24 protein-coding genes and 1 tRNA gene are annotated in these 26,704 nt (G+C 28.8%); all 25 read right to left on the bottom strand.

Annotated elements, in window-relative coordinates; translation table 11 throughout:
* Nucleotides 1-14: 14 nt before the first annotated feature.
* Entirely contained in the window at nt 15-1,910 is a 1,896-nt protein-coding gene (locus V3V28_RS14000; protein ID WP_331365636.1) for a polysaccharide biosynthesis protein, read from the bottom strand.
* A 25-nt stretch (nt 1,911-1,935) separates the two neighbouring features.
* Nucleotides 1,936-3,042, bottom strand: a complete 1,107-nt coding sequence (locus V3V28_RS13995) for a DegT/DnrJ/EryC1/StrS family aminotransferase (protein ID WP_331365635.1) — start codon at nt 3,040-3,042, stop codon at nt 1,936-1,938.
* 3 nt (nt 3,043-3,045) lie between these two features.
* Nucleotides 3,046-4,005 carry a UDP-GlcNAc--UDP-phosphate GlcNAc-1-phosphate transferase gene (locus V3V28_RS13990; protein ID WP_331365634.1) on the bottom strand — a complete coding sequence of 320 codons (960 nt, stop codon included), beginning with the start codon at nt 4,003-4,005 and terminating at the stop codon, nt 3,046-3,048.
* Between the two features lie 20 nt (nt 4,006-4,025).
* Nucleotides 4,026-5,075, bottom strand: coding sequence for a dTDP-glucose 4,6-dehydratase (gene rfbB / locus V3V28_RS13985; RefSeq protein WP_331365633.1), 1,050 nt, complete (start codon nt 5,073-5,075; stop codon nt 4,026-4,028).
* Nucleotides 5,076-5,082: 7 nt separating this feature from the next.
* Nucleotides 5,083-5,955, bottom strand: a complete 873-nt coding sequence (rfbD, locus tag V3V28_RS13980) for a dTDP-4-dehydrorhamnose reductase (protein ID WP_331365632.1) — start codon at nt 5,953-5,955, stop codon at nt 5,083-5,085.
* A gap of 2 nt (nt 5,956-5,957) precedes the next feature.
* Complete coding sequence (gene rfbC / locus V3V28_RS13975) at nt 5,958-6,512, bottom strand: dTDP-4-dehydrorhamnose 3,5-epimerase (RefSeq protein WP_331365631.1); 555 nt, start codon at nt 6,510-6,512, stop codon at nt 5,958-5,960.
* A gap of 5 nt (nt 6,513-6,517) precedes the next feature.
* On the bottom strand, nt 6,518-7,390 hold the full coding sequence (rfbA, locus tag V3V28_RS13970; RefSeq protein WP_331365630.1) for a glucose-1-phosphate thymidylyltransferase RfbA: 873 nt from the start codon (nt 7,388-7,390) through the stop codon (nt 6,518-6,520).
* 1 nt (nt 7,391) lies between these two features.
* Nucleotides 7,392-8,225 carry a glycosyltransferase gene (locus V3V28_RS13965; RefSeq protein WP_331365629.1) on the bottom strand — a complete coding sequence of 278 codons (834 nt, stop codon included), beginning with the start codon at nt 8,223-8,225 and terminating at the stop codon, nt 7,392-7,394.
* A 4-nt stretch (nt 8,226-8,229) separates the two neighbouring features.
* Nucleotides 8,230-8,826: an acetyltransferase gene (locus tag V3V28_RS13960; RefSeq protein WP_331365628.1), complete on the bottom strand. Its 597-nt coding sequence runs from the start codon at nt 8,824-8,826 to the stop codon at nt 8,230-8,232.
* A gap of 1 nt (nt 8,827) precedes the next feature.
* Complete coding sequence (locus V3V28_RS13955; RefSeq protein ID WP_331365627.1) at nt 8,828-9,931, bottom strand: glycosyltransferase family 4 protein; 1,104 nt, start codon at nt 9,929-9,931, stop codon at nt 8,828-8,830.
* On the bottom strand, nt 9,915-11,024 hold the full coding sequence (locus tag V3V28_RS13950) for a glycosyltransferase family 4 protein (protein ID WP_331365626.1): 1,110 nt from the start codon (nt 11,022-11,024) through the stop codon (nt 9,915-9,917). Before V3V28_RS13950 ends, V3V28_RS13955 begins: the two co-directional genes overlap by 17 nt.
* 12 nt (nt 11,025-11,036) lie before the next feature.
* Nucleotides 11,037-12,452, bottom strand: coding sequence for an O-antigen polymerase (locus V3V28_RS13945; RefSeq protein ID WP_331365625.1), 1,416 nt, complete (start codon nt 12,450-12,452; stop codon nt 11,037-11,039).
* 61 nt (nt 12,453-12,513) lie between these two features.
* Nucleotides 12,514-14,019, bottom strand: a complete 1,506-nt coding sequence (locus V3V28_RS13940) for a lipopolysaccharide biosynthesis protein (RefSeq protein ID WP_331365624.1) — start codon at nt 14,017-14,019, stop codon at nt 12,514-12,516.
* Entirely contained in the window at nt 13,994-16,075 is a 2,082-nt protein-coding gene (locus V3V28_RS13935) for a hypothetical protein (protein ID WP_331365623.1), read from the bottom strand. The genes V3V28_RS13940 and V3V28_RS13935 overlap by 26 nt, the downstream gene beginning before the upstream one ends.
* A 32-nt stretch (nt 16,076-16,107) precedes the next feature.
* The gene (locus V3V28_RS13930; protein ID WP_331365622.1) at nt 16,108-17,133 is read right to left on the bottom strand and encodes an NAD-dependent epimerase/dehydratase family protein; all 1,026 of its coding nucleotides are present in this window, start codon (nt 17,131-17,133) and stop codon (nt 16,108-16,110) included.
* Between the two features lie 2 nt (nt 17,134-17,135).
* Nucleotides 17,136-18,461: a UDP-glucose dehydrogenase family protein gene (locus V3V28_RS13925; RefSeq protein ID WP_331365621.1), complete on the bottom strand. Its 1,326-nt coding sequence runs from the start codon at nt 18,459-18,461 to the stop codon at nt 17,136-17,138.
* On the bottom strand, nt 18,458-18,895 hold the full coding sequence (locus V3V28_RS13920) for an adenylyltransferase/cytidyltransferase family protein (protein WP_331365620.1): 438 nt from the start codon (nt 18,893-18,895) through the stop codon (nt 18,458-18,460). The genes V3V28_RS13925 and V3V28_RS13920 overlap by 4 nt, the downstream gene beginning before the upstream one ends.
* Before the next feature lie 88 nt (nt 18,896-18,983).
* Nucleotides 18,984-20,189: a UDP-N-acetyl-D-mannosamine dehydrogenase gene (gene wecC, locus V3V28_RS13915; protein WP_331365619.1), complete on the bottom strand. Its 1,206-nt coding sequence runs from the start codon at nt 20,187-20,189 to the stop codon at nt 18,984-18,986.
* 4 nt (nt 20,190-20,193) lie between these two features.
* Nucleotides 20,194-21,315, bottom strand: a complete 1,122-nt coding sequence (gene wecB, locus V3V28_RS13910) for a non-hydrolyzing UDP-N-acetylglucosamine 2-epimerase (protein WP_331365618.1) — start codon at nt 21,313-21,315, stop codon at nt 20,194-20,196.
* 4 nt (nt 21,316-21,319) lie between these two features.
* The gene (locus V3V28_RS13905) at nt 21,320-22,261 is read right to left on the bottom strand and encodes a Gfo/Idh/MocA family protein (protein WP_331365617.1); all 942 of its coding nucleotides are present in this window, start codon (nt 22,259-22,261) and stop codon (nt 21,320-21,322) included.
* A 2-nt stretch (nt 22,262-22,263) separates the two neighbouring features.
* Entirely contained in the window at nt 22,264-23,547 is a 1,284-nt protein-coding gene (locus tag V3V28_RS13900) for a nucleotide sugar dehydrogenase (RefSeq protein ID WP_331365616.1), read from the bottom strand.
* A gap of 7 nt (nt 23,548-23,554) precedes the next feature.
* Nucleotides 23,555-24,535 carry an SDR family oxidoreductase gene (locus tag V3V28_RS13895; protein WP_331365615.1) on the bottom strand — a complete coding sequence of 327 codons (981 nt, stop codon included), beginning with the start codon at nt 24,533-24,535 and terminating at the stop codon, nt 23,555-23,557.
* A gap of 115 nt (nt 24,536-24,650) precedes the next feature.
* Nucleotides 24,651-25,232, bottom strand: a complete 582-nt coding sequence (locus V3V28_RS13890) for an acyltransferase (RefSeq protein ID WP_331365614.1) — start codon at nt 25,230-25,232, stop codon at nt 24,651-24,653.
* A gap of 120 nt (nt 25,233-25,352) precedes the next feature.
* A tRNA-Val gene (locus V3V28_RS13885) sits at nt 25,353-25,427 on the bottom strand.
* 59 nt (nt 25,428-25,486) lie between these two features.
* Nucleotides 25,487-26,695 carry a bifunctional folylpolyglutamate synthase/dihydrofolate synthase gene (locus tag V3V28_RS13880; protein ID WP_331365613.1) on the bottom strand — a complete coding sequence of 403 codons (1,209 nt, stop codon included), beginning with the start codon at nt 26,693-26,695 and terminating at the stop codon, nt 25,487-25,489.
* Nucleotides 26,696-26,704 lie beyond the last annotated feature (9 nt).

The following is a 26,704-nucleotide window of genomic DNA, read 5'->3' as shown; positions in this document are numbered from 1 at the left end:
ATAAAATTTAAATTCTAACTAACTTTATCTAATTTTTCAAATTCAGAATTATTAGAAACATATTCAGGAACTAAATCCTTCATTAATAATACAAGTTCTTTATTATTTAGTTTATTAAAATCACTTGATAACTCTTCTATCTTTAATCTTAATCTAGAATCATCAAATTCTTGAGTTTTCGCAATCATAATTTTTTTATGATAAGTCTTTGTTGTATTCTCACCGTCTGCCAATAACTCCTCGTATAATTTTTCTCCAGGTCTTAAACCTGTTATTTTTATATCTATATCTTCCGGATATTTTAACCCAGATAAATAAATCATTCTTTTCGCTATTTTAAAAATCTTAACAGATTTCCCCATATCAAAAATGTAAATCTCCCCCCCTTTGCCCATTGTACCAGCTTCTAAAACTAAACTACATGCTTCAGGAATGGTCATAAAGTACCTTGTAATATCTTTGTGGGTTAACGTTAAAGGTCCTCCATTATCTATTTGCTTTTTAAATAAAGGAATAACAGATCCATTGGATCCTAAAACATTACCAAATCTTGTTATTGTAAACTTTGTTTCCTTGGATTTCTTACTCAGGCAACCAATATATAATTCTGCAATTCTTTTAGATGCCCCCATAACATTAGTTGGATTTACTGCCTTATCTGTAGACACCATAACGAACCTTTCTATATTGTTTTCAATTGATAAATCAGCTAAATTTTTTGTCCCTAAAACATTTACTTTAATTGCTTCATAAGGAGATTTCTCCATTAATGGCACATGTTTATATGCAGCTGCATGAAAGACTCTTTGCGGATTATATTTTTTAAAAATCCTAGACATTTTTTGTTTATCCCTTACGTCAGAAACAATAGCGACAAAGTTTGTAATCTTTTTTTGAATTAACTCTTGTTGAAGATCATAAAGCGGAGATTCTGCTTGATCTATTAAAACTATTAGTTTACATTTATATAAACTTAACTGTCTAGAAATTTCACTTCCTATTGACCCTGCAGCTCCAGAAACTAATACTACTTTATTATTAACTTCTCTTTGTATAATTGGGTTATCTATAACTATTGGAGCCCTGTCTAATAAATCTTCAATATTAATTTGTTTTATTTGATTAGCTTGTAAATCCCCACCTATCCATTTAGATAAGGGAGGAACAATCTTGACCTTCAAATTTAATGCGATCAATTTATCAGTGATATCTAGAAGCTTACTTGGTTTTATTTTTTGAATTGAAATAATAACTTCACTTATATCGTTTTTCTCTATAAACTCTTTATTAATTTTTGAAAGATTATAGATTTTGGTTCTATCAATTTTTTTATTTATTTTATTTTTATCATCATCAATAAAACCTAAAATCTCATAATTACTTTCTCTTTCTCTATTTAAAGCTCCATAAGTTATAATTCCAGAATCTCCTGCACCGTAAATTAATGCATTTGTAATAATATCTAGTTCTGTTGAAATAACTTCATAAAAAGCTTTAAAGACATATCTACTGATAATCAATATAAAAACCGAGACTAAATAATGAATTAATATTATTGATTTTGGGATTGTAAAACTTTGATCGATTTTAAATAATTGATTTATAACGACAACAAAACTAATAATTAAAGTAAAAATGGTAACCCCTATGAATACATTAAAAGCATCTTTTGTACCGGTATGTCTTATAATACCTTTGTAGGATCCAATTGTTAAAAAACTAATAGTAGCTGTTATTCCAACAAGTATTAATTGAAATATTAAAGTAGAAAAATCAAAATTAAAACTAATATCAAACCTGATTGAATATGCTAAAATAAATGAAAAACAAATAAGTAAAATGTCTATAACTAAAACAATCCACTTTGAAGCATATTTATTAAGTGCTTTTAAAAAAAAATTTCTTATCATTGTTTTCTAATAGTTTGCGACAAATTTACAAAATTTTCTTAATTGAATTTGTAATTCGTAAAAAATCATTTTTCGTAAGATTAGAACTAGAAGGTAAACACAAACCAATATTAAACAAGTTATCACACACTGAGTTCCCATAATAACTATATTTCATAAAAACAGGTTGTAAATGCAATGGTTTCCATAGAGGTCTAGATTCTATATTATCTTTCTCTAGTTGTAATCTTAAATCTTCTCTAGAAAAACCAGTAATATTTTCATCAATTAAAATACAACTTAACCAATGATTAGAAAAAAAAACATCATTTAGTTCTTTAAAAACACTAATTCCTTCAATTCTGTTAAAAAAAAATTGGTAAAGCTGATTATTACTTCTTCTTGCAGTAACATGTTTTTCTAACAAATCTATTTGATCAATTCCTATTTTAGCTAATCCTGTACTCATTCGATAATTATAACCCACTATAGAATGTTGATAGTGAACAGATGTGTCTCTAGATTGTGTTGCTAAAAAAATTGCTCGCTGTTTTTCTTTAACGTTTTTACATATTAAAATCCCCCCACCTAAAGTAGAAATAATCTTATTATTATTAAAAGAAAAAATTCCAAAATCACCAAAAGTACCACATTTTCTCCCTTTATATTCTGCACCTAATGCCTCAGCAGCATCTTCAATTAAAACTATTTGATACTTATTAGCTATTTTAACAATTTCATCAATCTTGGAAGGCATCCCATATAAATGAACGAAAATAATTGCTTTTGGTTTTTTTCCTTTTAAAATCCTATCCTTTATTGCTAATTCTAAATATTTAGGGCAAATATTCCATGTTTCTTTCTCACTATCAATAAAAACAGGTGTTGCATTTTGATAGATAATTGGGTTCGCTGATGCAACATAAGTAAATGACTGACATATAACTTCATCGCCTTTTTTTACACCGCTTAAAATTAATGCCAAATGAATTGCAGATGTTCCTGAGTTTAAAGCTACAACCTTCTTTTTATTTTCTAAATATGTCTCTATTTTTTCTTCAAACTTTAAAATAGGTTTTTTGTTATTGGTTAGAATTCCTGAAGATAACTTCAAGAAAATTTCTGAACTTGATAAATCAATCCTGTCATACATTTTTTAACAATTCTTTTTTCTTAAGACTCTAAATAGTATTACATAAATTAAAATAAGTAGAAAAACCAATCCGAAAAAAATTGAAAATTGAATTGGTAAATCTAACTTATAAGTTTTAAAAACAATCCAGTTAACAATTAATTGTAATACCCCATATGTGACAGAAATTTTTAAATGAGAAATTTTATAAATATCTGCTATTTTTTGATATACGTGATACCTATGTGGTTCAAAAATACTTTCATTAGTATAAACCATTCTATAAAAAACAGTACATGCAACATCTGCTCCATAGACTATAATCAATAATAAAATTAATGGAGAAGATAATTTTATTGCAAATAAAAACCCAATAAAAAAGATAAGTACACCTATAGCAATACTTCCAATATCTCCAGCAAAAAAGAGTGCTTTTTTTCTGAAATTATAAAAACCAAAAATAAGTAAAGATAGTATTGAAAAGACAATTAAATCTTCATTAACTAAATGCTCATCTAAATTAATAAAATACAAACCAGACAATACTGTCATACTATAAATACCAGTTATACCATTAATACCATCCATAAAATTGAACATATTAATAATTCCAATTCCAATAAATAAATAAAGACCCCATAAATGTAACGGAGAAAAAGGTAAACCTACCTGATATAGAATTAAAAATATGGCTAAAAACTGAAATGGAAATCTAAATTTAGAACTTAATGTATAAATATCGTCTAAAAAACTGACAAACGATATTAGAAAAACCCCAAGAACAAAGTAAGGATACTCGTAATCATTAAAAAAAAAGAATAACAAAATTGCTATTGGGAAAATAATTCCCCCTCCTCTAACTGTTATTTTTGTATGAGAACTTCTTTGGTTAGGTTTATCAATAATTTTAAACTTTATAGCAAGTTTTAAATAGATAAAAGAAGCTATAGTCAAAATAATAAAAATCGATATATATAAAATCATAAATTACGGGTAAATAAGAATTATTTATACATAGCTTCATAATATTTAGCATAATCTCCAGAAGTTACATTATCTAACCAAACTTCATTATCTAAATACCATTTAACAGTCTTAGCTATCCCTTCTTTAAATTGTAAAGAAGGCTCCCAACCTAATTCATGTTTTAATTTAGTAGAATCAATAGCGTACCTTAAATCATGCCCTGCTCTATCTGTAACATAAGTTATTAATTTTTCTGAAGCACCTTCTTCTCTACCTAAATACTTGTCTACTGTTTTTATAATAACTTTAATTAAATCGATATTTTTCCATTCATTAAAACCACCAATATTATAAGTTTCACCTAATTTACCTTCATGAAAAATTACATCAATAGCTCTTGCATGATCATCTACGAAAAGCCAATCTCTTACATTTTCACCTTTTCCATAAACTGGTAATGGTTTGTTTTGACAAATATTATTGATAAATAAAGGAATTAATTTTTCTGGGAATTGGTATGAACCATAATTATTCGAACAATTAGATATCACAGTAGGAAATTGATAAGTGTCTTGGAAAGATCTTACGAAATGATCTGATGATGCTTTAGAAGCAGAATAAGGAGAGTGTGGATCGTAAGCCGTCGTTTCTAAAAAGAAGCCTTCTTTTCCTAAAGACCCATAAACTTCATCTGTAGAAACATGATAAAACAATTTATCCTTAAAGTCATCATTCCAATATAATTTAGCTGCTTGTAATAAACTTAAAGTTCCCATTACATTTGTTTGAGCAAATGAAAAAGGATCTTTAATAGACCTATCTACATGAGATTCCGCTGCCAAATGAATAACATTATTTATTTTATAATCGATAAAAACATTTTTAACTTTCTCAAAATCACAAATATCACATTTTACAAAAGTATAATTTTCTTTATTTTCTATATCTTTTAAGTTTTCAAGATTTCCTGCATACGTCAATTTATCCATATTAATAATATTATAATTGGGATATTTATTAACTAATAGTCTTATTAAATGAGAACCTATAAAACCTGCACCTCCAGTAACTAATATATTTTTTTTCATTTTAATTTTATTTGTTTTTCAATTTTGATATGCAATCCGTTAAAGAATCTCTCCAATAAGGGATTTCAATTCCAAAATCGTTTTTTATTTTTGTTTTATTTAAAACAGAGAAATGTGGTCTTTTTGCTGGTGTTGGATAATCTTTTGTTTCAATTGGTTTCACATTACACTTAACATCTCCTATAAACATAATTGCTTTTGCAAAATCATACCAAGAAGCAACACCTTCGTTAGAAAAGTGATACATTTTTCCGTTTGAACTAATCTTATTTTCTTCACTATTATCTAAGATATTTAGACAAGCTAAAGCTAAATCTCTAGCATATGTAGGCGAACCAACTTGATCAAAAATAACACTTAATTCATCTCGATTTTCTCCTAAACGCAACATTGTTTTTACAAAATTATTTCCATATGAAGAATAAAGCCAAGAAGTTCTTATTACAAGTCCATCAACATCTGAATTAAGAACAGATAATTCTCCCTCTCTCTTGGTATTTCCATATACTCCTATTGGGCTTACACCATCTATCTCTTTATATGGTATAAAGCTCTCACCATTAAAAACGTAATCGGTAGAAATATGAATTAATTTTGCATTTATTTTTTTTGATATATTAACAAGGTTCAAAACACCTTCTTCATTTACTTTTTTAGCATTTAGAATATCTTCTTCTGCTTTATCGACAGCTGTATAAGCTGCACAATTAATAATTGAATCAATTTTATTTGAATTAAAAAAAACATCTAATTCCTTTAAGTTACAAATATTTAAATCTGATGAACCTTTAAAAAAAAACTTTAAATTGGTAAAATGATCAGTTAAACTCTTTATTTCTGAACCTAACAGTCCGTTAGCTCCTGTTACTAAAACATTCATTTTTAATAGTTAAAAGGTGAATCTAGGTCAGAGAAAAAAGTTAAGCTTTTATCTTTATCAGATAATTTAACCTCGCTATCCTCTATACCCCAATCAATATTTAAATCTTTATCATTCCATCTAATTCCGAAATCATACTCAGGAGCATATGTGTTATCTACTTTATATGCAAAAACAGCAGTTTCACTTAAAACAGAAAAACCATGAGCGAACCCTCTAGGTACAAACAACTGTTTTTTATTCTCTCCTGTTAACTCAACAGCAACATGTTTACCATATGTAGGAGAACCTTTTCTGACATCTACTGCAACATCCATTACACGTCCCTCTACACAACGTACTAATTTAGCCTGATTAAAAGGTGGTGTTTGAAAATGTAAACCTCTTAAAACTCCTTTAGAAGATTTAGACTCATTATCTTGAACAAATTTTATTTTACAAACGTTTTCTTCAAACTTTTCTAAATTAAAAGATTCTAGAAAATAACCTCGTTCATCACCAAATATAGGTGGTTCTATAATAAAAACATCTGGAATTTTTGTTTTAATAAATTTCATTTTTTTTATTTAGCTAATTTTAATAAATATTGACCATAACCATTCTTTTTTAATGGTTCTGCTAACTTTTTCAATTGAGTTTTATCTATATAGTTCATAAAGAAAGCAATTTCCTCTAAACAAGCAACCTTTAAACCTTGTCTTTTTTCTATTGTTTCTATAAATTGACCTGCTTCCATAAGAGAATCGTGGGTACCTGTATCTAACCAAGCAAAACCTCTTCCCAATAACTCTACTTTTAACCTTTTCTTTTTAAGATATTCTTGATTTACAGTTGTGATTTCTAATTCTCCTCTGTGAGAAGGCTCAATTTTTTTTGCTATTTGAACGACATCATTTGTATAGAAATACAAACCAACCACAGCATAATTAGATTTTGGTATTTCTGGCTTTTCTTCAATAGAAGTCACATTCCCATTCTTATCAAACTCTGCAACACCGTATCTTTCAGGATCACCAACATAATATCCAAAAACAGTAGATTTTTTTTCTTCTTCTACATTTTTTCTTGCAGATTGTAGCATCTCTGTTAGCCCATGACCATAAAAAATATTATCTCCTAACACCAAACAAACATTATCATCTCCTATAAATTCTTCACCAATAATAAATGCTTGTGCTAAACCATCTGGATTTGGCTGAACTTTATAACTTAACTGTATCCCTAAATCAGTACCAGAGCCAAGTAATTTTTCAAAATTAGGTAAATCTTCGGGAGTAGAAATAATTAATATTTCTTGGATTCCAGCTAGCATTAATACCGATAAAGGATAATAAATCATAGGTTTATCATACACTGGTAACAATTGTTTTGAAACACCTTTGGTAATTGGGTATAAACGTGTACCACTACCACCTGCTAAAATTATTCCTTTCATTTTAATTTAATTTAGATATTTTCTCTAATAACGATTTATTCATTTTTCTACGTTCTACATCAAAAACCCAACCATATTTGTTAAAGTATTTAATTGCTGATATAATCAAAGCCTTTAAAAGTTTTTTATTAACTCTGGATTCACTTCTAAAGCCATGCAAAATTTTCACTTCTGGAAAAAAAATAGTTTCAAAGTGTCTATGAAAACTTCTAGACAAATCTAAATCTTCCATATACATAAAGTACCTATCATCAAATAAGCCTACTTTATGAAAGCAACTTACTCTACAAAACATAAAACATCCAGATAAATAAGGAACATTAAGTATTTGATTATAATCAAAATTATGCAACTCTAGACGATTGTTAATGCTTTTTTGAAGAGATTTAAACGGTAATCTTTTTCCAAACAGTTCAAATACTGTAGGCACTTTTTTACATAAATATTGTAAATCTCCATTTTTATATAACACTTTAGGCATAGTCATTCCACATTTTAAATTACCTTCCATATATGAGTGTAATTTTTCTAAAACATTTTCCTTAAACTCTACATCAGGGTTTAAAATAAGGTGATACTTAAACCTTTCTTCTTCTGATAATTTAATTCCAATATTATGAGCTCTACCAAACCCCAAATTTGAATTCTGAAACAAATACACAATCCTTTCAGTGTCCAATTTTATTAATTTTTTTAGAGCATTAGTAGGTGAATTATCAATCAAATAAACTTTGCCAACAAGACTCGATTTAAGCGCAGAATTTATTGCCAAAGTTAATTCAACTATATCATTGCAATACATAACTAGTGAAACTGAAAGTTCTTTTTTATACATTAATCTATATTTTAATCCATTTTTTTTGTGTGTGATTAAACTGCTTAATTACCTTTGCTGGGCTACCGACTGCAATTGAAAAAGGTGGAATACTTTTATTCACTACAGACATAGTACCTATTATAGAACCTTCTCCAATTGTTACACCTGGTAAAACAGAAACAAATTCACCTAACCAAACATTCTTCTCTATAATAATTCCTTTTGAGTAAATTGGTCTTTCTTGTGGTATACTATCAGGTGAGTCCTGGTTTTTACCTGAATAATTTCCGTGATTGTGGTCCGTGATAAAAACTTTACTAGCAATAAGTACATTGTCTCCAATACTTATACTATCAACTGCACCAATATGTACATAATCATTAATTTGAACATTATTTCCAATATTAATTACAACTTTATTATCATTTACATTGTAAGCATCTATTCTACAGTTAAAACCAGTTGTAAATCCTTTTCCTACTTTTATTAGTTTACGGCCTCTAACTCTTATTGGAAATCTAATTATTCTTGCATTGGCAAATACAAATTTGGTTCTAAATTTAAAGATTATTAATTGAAGGACTCCAAAAAGCCCGTAGGTGTTTAACATTTTTTTCATCTTAAGATTTATTTCTTGCAATTTCTTGACATATTTTTATGTACTTTTCTGCCTGACCTCTCGAATCATCAAAAATCTCCAACCTTTCTTTTCCTTTTTTCACTAAACTATTATACAAATCTTTATCATGAAAAAGGTTTATTATTTTTTCAGAAACATCTTTAGCATTTAAATTATCAAAGTATAAAGCTGAATCTTCGCAAACAGTTTTTGCAAATGAAAGGTTAGATGTTAAAATAGGTCTCTCCATTTTCATGGCTTCCGGATATGATGCTGAAAAACATTCTAAATGCGCGGGTAAAAACATTGCGTCACAATCATTATATAATTGTGGGCAATCTTTTGTTAAAACATGTCCATGATTTTTAACCCATTGTTCTTTACCTTTGAAAACTCTTTCATAATCTTCTTGTTTTATCGTTATGTGAAATTCATAATTGAAAAAATCATTTTGTAAATAAGGTATTACCTTATTTATAATTTCAAAATTTTTACTAGGTCTAAAGGTACTAATCATCAACAGTTTTTTAACTCCCTTATTATCGGGTGCTTTTACCTTAACCCCCTTGTATTGAGCTCCAATACCATTAGAAACTAAATATATCTTAGCAGAGTCTACATTTATTTTTTTTGCCAACCGTTCTGCTACATCTTGTGTTTGAACAACATAGAAATCTGCTTCTTTTTTTGTCCAATACTTCTTATAAAACATTTCAAGTTTTATCTTAAGTGAAGATTTTTTTACATATTTATAATCATCATAGACTATATGCGGAACACCAAAACCAACTAAATGAGGACTTTTGGCCCTCCAATAGCATGGGCCTACAAAAGAAAAAACGACATCTGGCTGCACTTTATTTTCTATGGTATTAAACCTTTTAATTATTTCTTTTCTAAATTTTAAAGAAGCAGGTGTTTGTTTAAAAAAATAAAACTTAAAGTTATAAGGGAAACCATTTACATCTATTTGTTTGCCTATATTTTCATTGTAAAAAACATGATAGTCATCTTTACCAATCTCTTTTAATTCTTTTAAGAATGATATAGAGCGTTGAAATGCACCTCCTATTTTAAGATTTACAGTATTAATAATTAATTTCATCCTCTAATATAAAATTTAAATACTTATCAGTTATAATTTTCAACGAATACTTTTCTTTTACTTTTTTAGCCTCTTTCGAAAAAGCTTCTCTTAATGCTTCAGAATTCATTAAGTTATTTAACTTTTCTTGAAACTGTATTTCATCACTCAAATCTACTAAACACCCATTAACATTGTCTATAATAACCTCTCCAGGTCCAGTAGGGCAATCATATGACACGCAAGGTAAGCCATGCGCCATTGCCTCAATTAATGCATTTGGAAAACCTTCATACAAAGAGGTAAAAGCAAATACATTAGCTTCAGAATAAAAAGTATCAACATCTTTACTAAAACCCAATATCTGCACATGCTGTTGCAAATTTAATTCTTTAATTTTAGCTATTAACTCTTGATGTAAAGGACCATTACCTAAAATTTTTAATTCCCAATTTTGATAATTACATTTACTAAAAATTTCTAATAATTCGAGTTGGTTTTTTTGAGGGACATTTCTACCAACATTTAAAATTACTTTTTTCGAATTTGAATTAATGTGTTTATTTACTGAATTAATTTTACGCAGTGGATTAGGTATTACTCTTATATTTTTATTCTTTGTATTAGTACTTAAAACTTTTTTTGCAGTTTTAGTTTGAGCAATTACCCCAGAAATATTTCTATACAAAATGTTTCTTAAAAAATGATGAACTTTTCCAATATTCATAAAGGGATTATTTCTGTCTGAAACAAAAATTTTAAATTTTGTAAATAATAAGGCTAGCAATACAATATTGTTATACCGCTCATTAAAGCTTAAAACAGTTTTAGTTTTAATATTCATACATGTAAATCTAATGTAATATAATATCCATAATTTATAAAAGATCTTACTTAAAATATTTTTTTTATATTTTTTTTTTGGTGTAACTACTTTTACGCGAGAATCTATTTCATAGAAAATTTCTTGATTCGTCAACAAAATTAAAAAAACTTCAATATTCTCTTTTCTACACCAACTATTTGCCAGTTCACTCATCACTCTCTCCGACCCACCATTTCTCATCGAAGGAATAATAAGTACTATCTTTTCTTTTAAATTAATCTCATTCATTACTACTGATTATTAAAATATTTTTGTATTCAGGTTCTTTTTAATGTAATTCTTATTACTAATGAACCAAAATAACAAAAATGTCCAAACTATACTTCTCAAAGGGAAATCAAACCCGTAACGTGATAATTCCGAATAATACCCAATTAAAATTAAATAAATAAAAATCCATTGTGCATTATTTGGCTCGTTTATAAGTTTATACTTAACAAACCCACCAAAATAACCAAATAAATACATAATTACAACAACACCAATAATTCCAAAATCTAAATAAGCATCAGATATAATATTTGTACCTGTACCCCAAGAAGCATTTGACCCAATCATATCTTCTTTTAAAACATTAGAACTACCAGTATAAGGGTCATTCTTATCGAGAAAAAACCTACTAGAATAAGGCACTATAGATGTTAGGGAAACAAATTTAAACTTCCCTAAAAAAAAACCTTGATTCTTTTCAATAATTTTGAAAGTAGCTCTTAAACCTACGGTTGTAATTCCAAAAGAACCTATGTCGAGACCCTCTTCTTCTACATTTGTTTCTGTCATTGCAAGCCATATTGCTTCTAAATTCCTTTCTTCACTTACTCTACTCACTTCTACAACTTGGTACAAAAAAAGAACTGGAAAAAGAAATAGAATTATTTTTTTTCTTGTAATACCTCTTATAAAAGTAAAATAACCAGAACCAATTACAATAGCAATAATAAAGAAGGTATTTCTATCTCCAATAACCAATAATGCAAGACACCATATTACAGAGATACTCAATAAAATAATTGAAATCAAATTCAATTTTCTAAAATTTATAAAATAAAACAATACTGCTATAACGGAAAGTATAATGAAATAAGTGACCAAATTAAATATTGCATCATAGGTCACATCGCCAGTTTTAGACCCTGCATAAGAACTAGCAAACATGGCAACCATACCCGTTTTAGCATACAGGGCTAAAATAAAAACTGTAAATACTGCTACTATTCTATTTAATTTTTTAAAATATTTTTTAGGATATACTATTGAAATACTAACCTTTTTAAATTTAAAAACTTTATGAAAACCAATTTGAAAGGATACTAAACCAATAGTAGCTGATAAAATTGCTGGGTTCGTATATTGAGCATATGCTTTATATAAAAAATCACTATAACTTAAGTCTTGTATATTTAAAACATGAAGTTGATAAGGATAAAAAAAAATAATGTAATAAAACATCATAAAAAACAAATCTATTTTCATAAATGTTTTTATGTGTGGCAGAATAGAAATAGGTTTACTTACAGACTTTATAAAATAAATGTAAAATATTAATAAACAAAACCAGATGACTCCTTCATTAATACCCGTAGGATATAAAGTAAACAAAACAAAAAGCACCGTTAATAATGTTAAGTTTATAATAAAATATATTTTTTTTTTCATTTAATAAGTTTAAAACTTGTTAAAAGTTCATATTTAAAAAATCAACAATGCAAACTTCTGTTTATAATCTATTAATTATTTTTATCCCAGCAATTTCCATTATTTTTCTTTTACTATGCTTCGACAAAAACAAATTAAAAGAGATTAAAAATAAAAATAAACAAGTTAATACTCCTATAACAATGAACAACAACCAGCTTTCTACGTACAAAAACACTTTACTTAAAAAGAATAATAACAATAAATAGATGTACAGAATTATTTTTTTGTTTGATCTCATAACCAACATTTTATCAACTAATTTTTGAAAAACAAAAACATGTAATACTCTTCCAATCAATATTCCAAGAAAAATCCCTTCGATACTCTCTCCTAACAATTTGAAACCTATTAAACCCAAAACAAAGCATAACACAGCAAATAAACCACCATAAATAACCTTATTCTTTATTTTTAAACTTAAATCTTGTACCTGTCCCTCAATACGGAACATTACTAAATGCACCATAATTAAAACAATTAATAGATTAGAATACTCACCTATAAAATAAGCTTCTCCCATCCATAAAGAAACAAAGTTTTTATTGAGCAATAAAATTACACCTCCAAAAAAGGCAGCAATAAACATAATAACGTCTCTTAAACTTCTAGTAATCCCTCTGGCTTTATCAAGTTCTTTTGCTCCAATAATTTTCCCAAGACCGGGTGTAATTGCACTTCCAGTAATTAAAGATATAGATATGGCTAACTGCACAATGTAAGTTGTAAAAACATAATTAGATACTATTTCTGGTGTTAAAAGGAAACCAATTAGTAAAATCTCTGTAGACAATATTAATTTTTGAACAAATGACCATAAAAAAACCCAAAAACTAAAACCAAAAAAATTTTTTACTTGGTGTTTACTTGGCTTTTCAATACCAAACCATGGAATGTTTTTTTTACAAATAAAAAAAATTAACACTGCATTCATTGCCGTTATTAACAGTATTACTGAAGCCAAACCAACAACTCCGTAACCTAAATAGGCTACATATACCATTAAGCAATTAGAAAGTACGACGCCAATTACTTGAATACTTGTAGACTTATATCCGTTATTGGTTCCTACCAGAATAGCGTCTGGTATTGCTAATAAAGGGTTTATTAACATGTTTACCCCCAAAATCAATCCAACCAAATAGACCGATTCATACATGTTACTATCCAAATTATTAATCAAATATGGCAAATTCCAAACCAATAAAGCAATGATTAAAAGCATAAAAGGTAAAAAAAACGCCCATACTTTTAACGAACTACCAATAGCCTGTTGTTTTATTCTATAGTCATCATTATCTTCTTCATTTGCAATTACCCATTTTAAGGCTTGTGTGGCTCTACCATCTGCAACGGTTGCAAACGTTAGTATTTTTTGAATGGATTTCCAAACACCAAAACTATAACTTCCCAAGAAACTTACTAAATAAGGGCTTAATAGAAAAATCAAGATTGAACTAATACCAAAATTCAAATAACTAGCTATAGCATTCCATTTAGCTTTAAACAAAAGATTTGATGCTGCCATATGCTTTTTTCTTAAAAGATTTATACACTTCTTTAATGGACTTTCCCTCTGTATTTATTTTTTTTGAAAATCTAGATTTCTTACGAACAAATTTATAGCTTTTTTTATAATTGTTACAAAAATTACAAAAATCTTCAAAACACATATGCTGTCCTCTGCCGTCTGAACTTTTTCTATTGTTTACTCTTTCATACAAAACTTCATTGGAAGCTGTAAGTGTAAAAATTAGTGGAAAAATTTCTTGTAATTCTGATATGTATTTTAAGTATAGACTTTTGCTAATACATTTTTCTTTATAAAGAAGAGCTGCCTGAAAATAAGGACCTTGATCAAAAATAAAGTTTTTAGAAGGTATCCTATTTTTTTTATTCCAAAATTTTAATAACTGTAGAGAAATTATCAGGTGAAAATAATTTCTTAATAAAGAAGTGTTTTTTGTTTTAAAATACATTTTAAAAGCAGGTGAAAAACTAAAAAACAACCCTTTAATGATTAAAAAAGGATAATCTTTAACTGGCATTGATTTTATAACATTTGGGTTTTTTTGTTCAATTTTTTTAAACAACGTAGATTTTCCAGTTCCATTAACACCAATAATTTCCGCACGAATAAAAGGAGTATTAAGATTTTTCCAAACCTTTTTTAGTAAAATGTTTTGAACTTGTTCTTGATTATTTTCACCAGTATTAATTTCATAAGCAAAAGGAGCTACCCAGTTATTATTCCATATCTGTCCAGATCTAATTCTTAATTCATCTGGATCATCTTCAGGGCGTCTTTGCAAAGCTATTTCTGGGTCAAGCTTCATTACAAAAAGCATATCAACACCTTTTATTGATTGATATTGCTTTTTTTCAAATTTAGAAAGCTTCTTATATTTTCCATTTAGCAAGGTATGCACTCTTGGGCAATCCATAGCAGTAATACCTTCTAGCGGTATTCTATCTTGCAAAACAATAACCCCTTTATCTCTTAATTTACAAGCTTTTTTAAATTCATTTTTTCTATTAATAGCGATAGAAACATAAAATAAGGCTTTTGAAAGATTTTTTAACCTAATTATAGAGAACATTTTACTAATGACTCTAAAAACTAAACCTTTTAAAGTCATATTTGGTTTCCCAACATGGATCGATTTTAAAGAAAATTGGCTTTTTATGGTTTTTCTTAAATTAGAAATTGTTGTTGTTTTTCCTGCACCATCTCCGCCGACAAAAGCAATAATTCTCCCTCCGTTTTCAGCTTTCTTTCCTTCGATTTTATTATAAATACTAAATCTCCTCAACAAAGAGAAAAAACGAATGGAATATAGTCTAACAAATGCTTTCCTTATTGAAGTAAACTCATTATAATCTCTATATTCTTTAAGTTCTTTTTTCAGTTTTCTACCTGCTTTAAAAAAGGCGAAGACACTTGAATTATCATTTAGTATCAATTCTAAATAATTGAATGTTTCTTTTGATAAAAAACTGAAATTATTTTCTAAACAGTTTACAATTTTTCCAGAGTCAATTTTACTTCTTAGATCAATGAACTCCCTGTAACCTCCTCCTTGAATAACACCTAGTGATTTGGCGTATTTAAACAAATTAATTTGCCTGTGAGGCAGCATTAATAAAAAAGGTGTTAGAGCATTTTTAAGCACCAACCGTATAATTAAAATACAATACTCATTTTCATAACTAGGTAAGAAAACATTATTCTTGTAATTTACACTGTTCTTTATGTATTTCTCAACAATTGGGAGCTTAAAACATTTATCATAATCATAACCAAGGGACAGTTTATAGTGCAAATGAACGTGAACTAATTTTTTAGAAGGAATATCTAATCCTATATAATGAGTTATCCCATCTTGCCATTTATCTTTCGTAGAGAATGCTCTCAAAAACATCAAATCATTAAATACAATTTCTAATTTATTTTGATCAGCTGGGTCAACCAATATGTCTAAATCATCAACTCCTCCAAGAGCTTGTTCAATATTTGTATTACTCTTCCAATGAACATATTTAATATTCGAAGACTCCAAGGTTTTTAAAAAAGTACTTATCATTTTCATAATAACTAAATCAGTGCTAATTTAATTTAATTTGACTCGTTATACAATTTAAACCATTGTACGAAATTTTGAACACCTTCATTTATTTTGGTTGTACTTTTATATCCTAATTTTTCAATTTCAGATATATCCGCCCATGTTTTTGAAACATCACCAGCTTGCATTGGTAAAAATTCTTTTTTAGCTTCTACCCCAAAACTAGCTTCAATAGCTTTTATAAAATCACCTAAAGATTCTGGGCTACCATTACCGATATTAGACACTCTATAGGCCGGGTTTTCAAAAGATTTTTCCGGAGGGTTTGCTAATAAAATTTCAATACCACTAATAATGTCATCAATAAAAGTAAAGTCTCTACTCATATCACCTTTATTGAATACCTTTATTGCACGATTCTTCGAAATTGCATCTGCAAATAAATAAATTGCCATGTCTGGTCTTCCCCAGGGGCCGTATACAGTAAAAAAGCGAAGACCGGTTGTAGTTATATTAAATAAATGGCTATAAGTATACGCCATTAATTCATTACTCTTTTTAGTAGCTGCATACAAACTAATTGGACGATCTACATTATCTGAAGTAGAAAAAGGAATTCTTTTATTTTGCCCATAAACACTAGAACTACTTGCATATAATAAATGTTGAATATCGTTATGTCTACAACATTCTAAAACATTTAAAAAACCAACAACGTTACTATCAATATAGGTTTCGGGATTTTCTATACTGTATCGAACTCCAGCTTGCGCAGCTAAATTACAAACAACATCAAAATTATTTTCTTTAAAAAGAATTGGTAAATTTTCACGATCTTCCAAATTCATTCTAATAAATTGGAATGAATTATTATATATTTCCCCTATTGATTTATTTAAAAACGTCTCTGCTTTACTTCGAGCTATTCCTAACTCATTTAGGCGAGCAAATTTTAAATTTATATCATAGTAATTATTAATATTATCTATACCAACAACTGTATGACCTTTACTTAATAAAGATTTTGATAAGTGAAAACCGATAAAACCGGCAGCACCTGTTACAAGTATTTTCATTATTATTGTTTTCCTATTTGATGATATTCAAAACCTTTCTCTTCTAGGTTAAAAGCATTGTATTGATTTCTACCATCAAAAATAATTGGAGATTTCAATTGTCTTTTAATTTCCTCAAAATCAGGAGAACGGAATTCTTTCCATTCAGTCAACAAGATCAAAGCTGATGCATTTTTCAAGACCTCATATTTAGATGAGCAGTAATTAACACCTTCAACATCTTTTAAGTAAAACTCCTGTGCTTCTTCAATTGCTTTTGGGTCATAAGCTTGAATTTTAGCTCCTCGTTTCACCAATTCTTTTATTACATAAATAGCTGGTGCCTCTCGCATATCATCAGTTCCTGGCTTAAATGCCAACCCCCATAAGCCAAAAGTAAGACCTGTTAGGTCATTCCCATATTTTTTAATTATTTTATTTGCTATCACTAATTTTTGTGCATCATTTACATTCTCTACTGATTCAATTAGTTTAGCTTTATAGCCATTTTCTTCAGCTATTTTTTTTAGAGCTTTTACATCTTTTGGAAAACAAGACCCTCCATAACCTGCTCCGGGATAAATAAAACTGTACCCTATTCTGGCATCAGAGCCTATACCAATTCTAACTTGATTAGCATCAGCACCAACTCTTTCACAAATATTAGCAATTTCATTCATAAATGAAATTTTAGTAGCCAACATTGCATTTGCTGCATATTTTGTCATTTCAGCTGAACGTATATCCATTGCAATGAACCTATCATGAGACATACAAAATGGATGATAAAGCTGTTTCATTTTTTCAATAGCATAATCATTATCCGAACCAATAATCACTCTATCTGGCTTCATAAAATCAGCTATTGCGGCACCTTCTTTTAAAAATTCTGGATTTGAAATTACATGAAATTCTAATTCGGAATTTCTAGCATCTAATTCTAACTGAATAGTTTTTTTAACTTTATCCGCAGTACCTACAGGAACAGTAGACTTATCTACTATTATTAATCTTCTCTGCATTGTTAGCCCAATGGATTTAGCAACAGCTAGAACATATTGTAAATCCGCAGAACCATCATCTCCCATCGGAGTACCAACTGCTATGAAAACAATATCGACATCACTAATCGCTTTACTTAAATCCGTAGTGAAAAAAAGATTTTTATTCTTCACATTCTTTAACACCATTTGTTCTAAACCAGGTTCAAAGATTGGAATAATTCCGTTTTCAAGTTTTTCTATCTTTTTGAGATCTATATCTACACAAGTTACTTTATTTCCCATTTCTGCAAAACAAGTCCCAGATACTAAACCAACATAACCTGAACCTACAACAGCTATATTCATGCCTTTTTATCTTTTAATTTTAAATTTTCTTTTTCTTGAACCTCTTTTCTCAATCCACTGCTTGAAAAACGATGCTCCCTTTTATTGAAATATAGATCTATCCCTTTTTCTTCGCAATATTGTTTGCCTGTAAACTTTTTACTGGCATATTCATCTCCAATAACTCTTACATCTATTTTAAACGAACGTAATATATCTTCTAAATCCTGTTCTGTTGCATAAGGTACAATCTCATCTACATATTTACAACCTTTTAATTGAATATATCTTTCGACAACAGACTGTACTGGTCTATTTTTTTCTGGTCTATCTATGGTAGGATCTGTTTGTAAAGCACAGATTAAATAGTCGCATTCTCGCTTTGCCTCTTCTAACATTTTTACATGTCCAGCATGAAATAAATCGAATGAACTAAAAGTAATTCCAATTTTCATTTAACTTTTTTTTTGCAAATATAGATTATTTTTTTTTCAAAAAAAAAAGTATTCTCTATTACTAAATTAGAACTTGTCTAATATAATTTTAAATTCCACAAAAGTTTAAAACGATTTTATCAGAATCAATAATTAATCTTTTAAACTCATTATGTCCGACCAAAAAAACAATAATATCAGATTTCTCAATAGCTATTTTATAATCGGTTAGCTTAAAAACTTTATGTTCTTTTAAATTTGGCTCTACAATAAAGCACTCACCATTATTGTCATTTTTCAGAACCTTGTTTACAATGTATTTTGCTGGAGATTCTCTTAAATCATCAATATTTGCTTTAAAAGAAAGCCCCATTAAGGCAATACTTGGTTTTCTACCATGCTTTAATTCAAACTTTAATTTTTCTGTTTGAATTTTTTCTGCGCACCAAAAAGACTTGTAATTATTTACTTCTCTAGCTGTTCCAATAATTTTTGATTCCATTGGATAATCTGAAACAATAAAATAAGGATCTACTGCTATACAATGCCCTCCAACGCCACATCCAGGCTGAAGAATATTAACTCTGGGATGTTTATTCGCTAAACTAATTAGTTCCCAAACATTAATATCTGCTTTATCGCAAATTAATGAAAGTTCATTAGCAAAAGCTATTTGTACATCTCTCGAAGAATTCTCTATTAACTTGCACATTTCAGCAGTTCTAGAATTCGTTGCATGTAGTTCTCCTTTTACAAATTGCTTATAAAACTTTAATGCTTTCTGAGTAGACTTTTCATCAACGCCTCCAATAACCCTATCATTATGAACCAATTCATGCATTACATTTCCTGGCAAAACTCTTTCTGGGCAATATGCTATATTAAGCTTTCCTTTTAATTCTGGTCTTTCATCAAAAATTAATTGCATCATCTTTTCTGTAGTACCAACTGGTGAAGTCGATTCAATAATATATAAATCAGCTTCTTTTAGTAATGGAATAATATTTCTAGTGGCTGATTCCACATAAGAAATATCTGGCTCATGATTTCCTTTAAAAGGCGTTGGAACAACAATTAAGTAAACTTCAGCCTCAACTGGCTTAACATCAGCTTTAAAAAAGCCTTTTCTCACTGATTCTTCAACTGCAACACCTAAATCTGGTTCAACAATATGTATTTCACCTTTATTAATTATATCAACTACTTGTTGATTGACATCAACGCCGTGAACTCGAATTCCATTTTGCGCAATTAACGCAGATGTTGGCAACCCAATATACCCTAAACCTATAGTTACTACTTTTACCTTATTCATATTTTTATAAACTTGCGATAAATTCGATTATCCGTTGACATGCTTTTCCATCTCCATAAGGGTTATGTAAAGAACTCATAGAATTGTATTTATCTAAATCATCTAACAACCCTTGTGTTTCTGTAATAATTTTTTCAGTATTAGTCCCTACTAAAATAACGGTCCCTGCATCAACTGCCTCTGGTCTTTCTGTAGTTTCTCTCATTACCAAAACTGGTTTACCTAAACTTGGTGCCTCTTCCTGCACACCTCCACTATCCGTAATAATTAAATAAGACCTACCCATTAACCAAACAAACGAAGGGTAAGAAAGTGGTTTTATTAAGTGAATATTATTTACATTCCCTAAAAGCTCATTTACAGGCTTTAATACATTCGGGTTTAAATGTACAGGGTATATAATTTCAACATCTTGATTTCTAATTGCTATTTCTTTTAAAGCTGCACAAATATTAATAAAACCTTGACCGTGATTTTCTCTTCTATGACCTGTAATTAGAAGTACTTTATTTTTAAAATCTACTTTTGACTTTAACTCAATAACTTCTTTATTTTCTAAATCCTCTACTTTATTTGAACTCTCTAATAATGCATCAATTACCGTATTACCAGTAATCAAAACATTCTCTTTTTGAACATTTTCTTTTAGTAAGTTTTCTTGAGACTTTATTGTTGGTGCAAAATGATAATTTGCAATTCTACTAGCAACTTGCCTATTCATTTCTTCTGGAAAAGGGGACAACATATTATTTGTCCTTAAACCAGCTTCTACATGACAAACTTTTGCACCGGAATAAAAACCAGCTAGACTTGCCGCCATAGTTGTAGTTGTATCTCCGTGAACATAAACAAAATCAGGTTTAAAAGATTCTAAAATTGGTTTTAATCCAGAAATAACTTCGCCAGTTAAATTATAAAGATTTTGATTAGGCTTCATTAAATTTAAATCGTAATCTGGCGTAATTTCAAAAAAACTCAAAACCTGATCTAACATTTCTCTATGTTGACCGGTTACACAAACTTTAGTTTCAAATCTATTATCTTTTAAAAACTGATTAACAAGTGGAGCCATCTTAATTGCCTCTGGTCTTGTTCCAAAAATTATAAGGTTTTTTTTTCTTCTCAATTTTCTATTTTTTAGAGACAAATGGATGATATTCCCCCTTTAACCTGATCAGTTCAGAGTTTCTGATTTCATGTACAATATCTATAGATCTTCTACAATCTACCAAACCAAATCCTTTTCCTTTTAAAATCTCTTGATAACTTTTAGTATGTAAATCTGTAAAACCAGAACTAAACTCTAATTCTTCTCCATCAATTTCAATAGACCTAAAAGTTTTTTGCCCTACAACCTTTACTCTACCTGGTAAATCATTTTCATCTATTGACAAAAACCACCTCACTCTAGCATTTTCAAATTCTAAATACCCAGCTGATTTATGACTCTCCCTCAAATGAACAATATTTTCTTGTACATCACCAAAAATCCAAGAAAGCATATCGTAAAAATGAACTCCAATATTTGTTGCAATTCCACCAGATTTACTTTCGTCTCCTTTCCAAGAAATATCATACCATTTACCTCTAGAGGTTATGTACGTTAAATCTATATCATATTTTTTATTTTTACTACCTGAAGTTATTTTTTGCTTAAGCTTAATAATACTTGGATGCAATCTTAATTGTAAAATTGTATTAATTTTATTTTCAGATTCTTTCTCAATATCCATTAATGCTTCCAGGTTCCATGGATTAAGAACTATTGGCTTTTCACAAATTGCATCAGCTCCTCTTCTTAATGCCATTCTAATATGTGAATCATGTAAATAATTAGGAGTACAAATACTTACATAATCTAAATTAACGTTATTACGTTTTATTTTTTCAATATATCTATCGAATCTTTCAAATTCAACAAAAAAATCTGCATTAGGAAAATAACGATCCATTACACCTACACTATCAAATTTATCCAGTGCCGCAATAAGATTATTATTTGTATCTTTTATTGCTTTTAAATGTCTTGGAGCAATATAGCCAGCTGCTCCTATTAAAGCGAAGTTTTTCATTTTTATAATGATTTGTCTACAAGTTTTGATGGAAGAAAATTCTTAACATCATATACTATAGCATTATCTTTCTTCAATGATATTATATCTAACTCTAAAAACTCCTTATGTGCAACTGTTAAAACAATTGCATCGAATTTTTTATTTGGAATTTTATTTTCTGATATAATATTGTATTCTTTTTTAACAGCAATTGGATCAGCATTTGGGTCAAAAACTGTAACTTCAATTCCAAAATCTTCTAATTCTCTTACTACATCTACCGATTTTGTATTCCTAACATCTGGGCAGTTTTCTTTAAAAGTAATACCTAAAACTAACACATCGGCATCTTTAACAACACTGCCTTTTTTAATCATTAGTTTCACTACTTCAGAAGCAACATACACTCCCATACCATCATTCATCTTTCTACCTGCCAAAATAATTTCTGGATGATAGCCGTGTTCTTGTGCTTTTTGCGCTAAATAATAAGGATCTACACCTATACAATGTCCACCAACTAAACCAGGTTTAAATGGTAGAAAGTTCCATTTTGTACCAGCCGCTGTTAAAACATCTTGTGTATTAATATTCATTAAATTAAATATTTTTGCCAATTCGTTTACAAAAGCAATATTAATATCTCTTTGAGAGTTTTCTATCACTTTTGCTGCTTCTGCAACCTTAATATTAGGTGCTAAATGTGTACCCGCGATTATAACTGACTTATATAAGTCATCAACTTTTTTACCTACCTTAAGAGTTGAGCCAGAAGTTACTTTTAGAATTTTTTCGACCGTATGTTCTTTATCCCCGGGGTTAATTCTTTCTGGCGAATATCCTGCATAAAAATCTTTATTATAAACTAAACCTGAAGTTTTTTCTAAAACAGGTACACAATCATCTTCTGTTGCTCCTGGGTAAACTGTAGATTCATAAATTACAATATCATCTTTTCCCAAAACCTTACCTACTGCTTCACTCGCTTTTAATAATGGTGTTAAAACTGGTCTGTTATTTTTATCAACTGGAGTTGGTACAGTAATAATATAATAATTACAGTCTTTAAGGCTCCCTAATGAAGTGGTACAAAAAAGTCCATTTTTATCAGAAATCTCATCAACTAAAACAGATTGTAATACTTGATTAGAAACCTCTAAAGTAGTATCTATACCAGAAACTAATTGAGCAACTCTTTCTCTATTAATATCAAAACCTACAACAGAATACTTTGTTGCAAATAATCTTGCTAAAGGCAAACCAACATAACCTAACCCTAAAATTGCAATTTTATTTTTTTTCATTTTTATTTTATAAATTACCCCAATACCATTTAATAGCTTCTTTCAACCCTTTTTGTAAGGAAAACTGTGGATTATATTTTAATAATTCTTTGGCTTTATTTATGCACGCATGAGAGTGCGGTATATCTCCTTGCCTTTTTGAACCATAAATAATTTCAACATCTTTAATCTTTGGATTATATTCTGATAAATACTCTTTTAAATAACTCATTAAATCATTTAAAGTATTTCTATCTCCATAAGCCACATTATATACCGTATTTACTGCTCTTACATCTGCAACTAAACTTAAAATATTTGCCTGTATTACATTATCAATATATGTAAAATCTCTAGAATAATTTCCATCTCCATATATTGTTGGTGATTCTAAATTCATTAATTGACTAACAAATTTAGGTATCACTGCAGCATATGCTCCATTTGGATCTTGTTTTCTACCAAAAACATTAAAATAGCGTAAACCAACAGTTTCCAAGCCATAGGTTTTAGAAAAAACATCTGCATACAATTCATTAACATATTTTGTAATTGCGTAAGGAGAAAGCGGTTTACCAATTACATCTTCAACTTTTGGTAAAGATTCAGAATCGCCATAAGTTGATGAACTTGCAGCATATACAAAACGCTTAACACCACTATCTCTAGAAGCAAGCAACATATTTAAAAAACCATTTATGTTTACATCGTTAGTAGTAATAGGGTCTTTAATGGATCTTGGGACAGAACCAAGTGCAGCTTGATGCAATACATAATCAACTTCTTTAGATGCCTTTAAACAGTCTTCTAAATTTCTAATATCACCTTCTATTAAAGTGAAGTTAGTATTATTAATTATAGTGGATAAATTTTCTCTTTTACCAGTAGAAAAATTATCAAGACAAATAACTTTATTATTTCTCTTAAGGAGTTCTTCACACAAATTAGACCCGATGAATCCAGCACCTCCAGTTATAAGAATTCTCTTTTGAGAAAGATTTATATTCATTTTTAGAATTGTATTTTTCTTAATTATGCTTTAAATATGAATAAAACAAATAACCCTTTAGAGAACTTAAAGTATCTTTCTATTATTCATTAAAATAATTCAATCTGAATAACAATTACTCTAATCTACCCACTAAACTATTTTCTAATTTATATTTTTGCTTACTTTCTTTACAAGTTGCAATGTTGTTATCATTAAAATCTAATCTATGTCCGTATTCACTAACCCAGCCAATTTGCTTTGACGGATTACCAACAACTAACGCAAAATTAAGGACTTCTTTCGTAACAACACTACCTGCTCCAATAAAAGAATACTCACCAATATTATTTCCGCAAACAATAGTAGCATTTGCACCGATAGTAGCTCCTTTTTTTACTATTGTTTTTAAATATTGATTCTTTCTATTTATCGCACTTCTAGGGTTAATAACATTTGTAAAAACCGCAGAAGGGCCTATAAAAACATCATCTTCACAAGTTACACCTGTATATATAGAAACGTTATTTTGTACTTTAACATTGTTTCCTAAAATTACCTCAGGAGAAACCACAACATTCTGCCCAATATTACATTCTTTACCAATTATACAATTACTCATTATATGAGAAAAATGCCAAATTTTAGATCCTTTTCCTATTTGACAATTATCATCAACAACAGAAGTTTCGTGAGCAAAGTAATGACTTTCTTTCATTTCTATATTTTTGATATCTAATAAACCTTATTGATTGCACATCAAAAATACGAAAACGTATTATTCTTAAAACTATAAACAAAAAAAAACTTCTACATTTCTGTAGAAGTTTTAACTAAGTGGGCAATGAGGGATTCGAACCCCCGACCCTCTCGGTGTAAACGAGATGCTCTGAACCAACTGAGCTAATTGCCCTTAGCGGGTGCAAATATAACACACATTTTAATATCTCCAAAATAAAAAGTAACTTTATTTTAAATTATTTCTGCAACAACAAATGTACTTCCTCCTACATAAATTATATCTTGTTGATTTGCATTAAGTAACGCACTTTTTAATGCTTTTTTAACAGATGAATATTTTTCTCCAAATAAATTAAATTCTTCCGCTTTTTCTTGTAAAACAACTTCAGAAAGCCCTCTTGGTATGTTTGGCTTACAAAAATAGTAGCTTGCATCTTTTGGAAACATTGGCAAAATTTCTTCCAATTTCTTTTCTGAAACTAATCCTAAAACAATATGAAGCTTTTTAAATTGTTCTTTTTTAAGCTGATTTAATACAATGCTCAAACCTTCTTTATTATGAGCTGTATCACAAATTACTTTTGGTTTGTCTTGTAAAATCTGCCAACGCCCTTTTAAATTAGTGTTTTTTACAACATTTAAAAGTCCGTTTTTTATATTTTCTTCAGAAACTTGAAATTCTTGAAGTTGTCTTATTGCGACTACAGCCGTTTTTGAATTATTTTTCTGATAATCCCCCAACAAATCTGTTTGATAAACTTCTCTATTATTAGAAGCAAAGTAAACTGATGCTTTTTCATCTTTGGCTTTAATAATAAAAACCTCTTTAACTTCTTTTTGCTCTTCTCCAATAATTACAGGAATTTTGTTTTTTATGATTCCTGCTTTTTCAAATGCTATTTCCGGCAACATTTCACCTAAAAACTGTGTATGGTCTAAACCTATGTTTGTAATTACAGATATTTCTGGAGTAATAATATTTGTAGAATCTAATCTTCCTCCTAAACCAACTTCTACAATAGCAATATCTACATTTTCGGAAGCAAAATAATCAAAAGCCAGACCAACTGTCATTTCAAAAAAAGACAATTTTTGTTTCTCTAAAAAATCTTTTTGTTGATTTATAAATGATGATACTTTTCGTTTTGGAATTTCTTTACCATCAATTCTAATTCGTTCTGTAAAACTCTTTAAATGTGGCGATGTATATAAACCAACTTTATAACCAGCTTCTTGTAAAATTGAAGCTAACATATGGCTTGTAGACCCTTTACCGTTAGTCCCACCAACATGAATCGACCTAAACTTCTTTTCTGGATAATTTAATTCTTCAGAAAAAGCTAAAATGTTCGTTAAATCTTTTTTGAATGCTGCTTTACCTTCTCTTTGATACATTGGCAATTGCGCAAACATCCAATTTAGAGTTTCTTTATAATTCATAGAAATAAC

Source organism: Polaribacter sp. (assembly GCF_036480315.1).
GTDB lineage: Bacteria > Bacteroidota > Bacteroidia > Flavobacteriales > Flavobacteriaceae > Polaribacter.
This window is presented reverse-complemented; position numbering and strand designations above follow the sequence as displayed.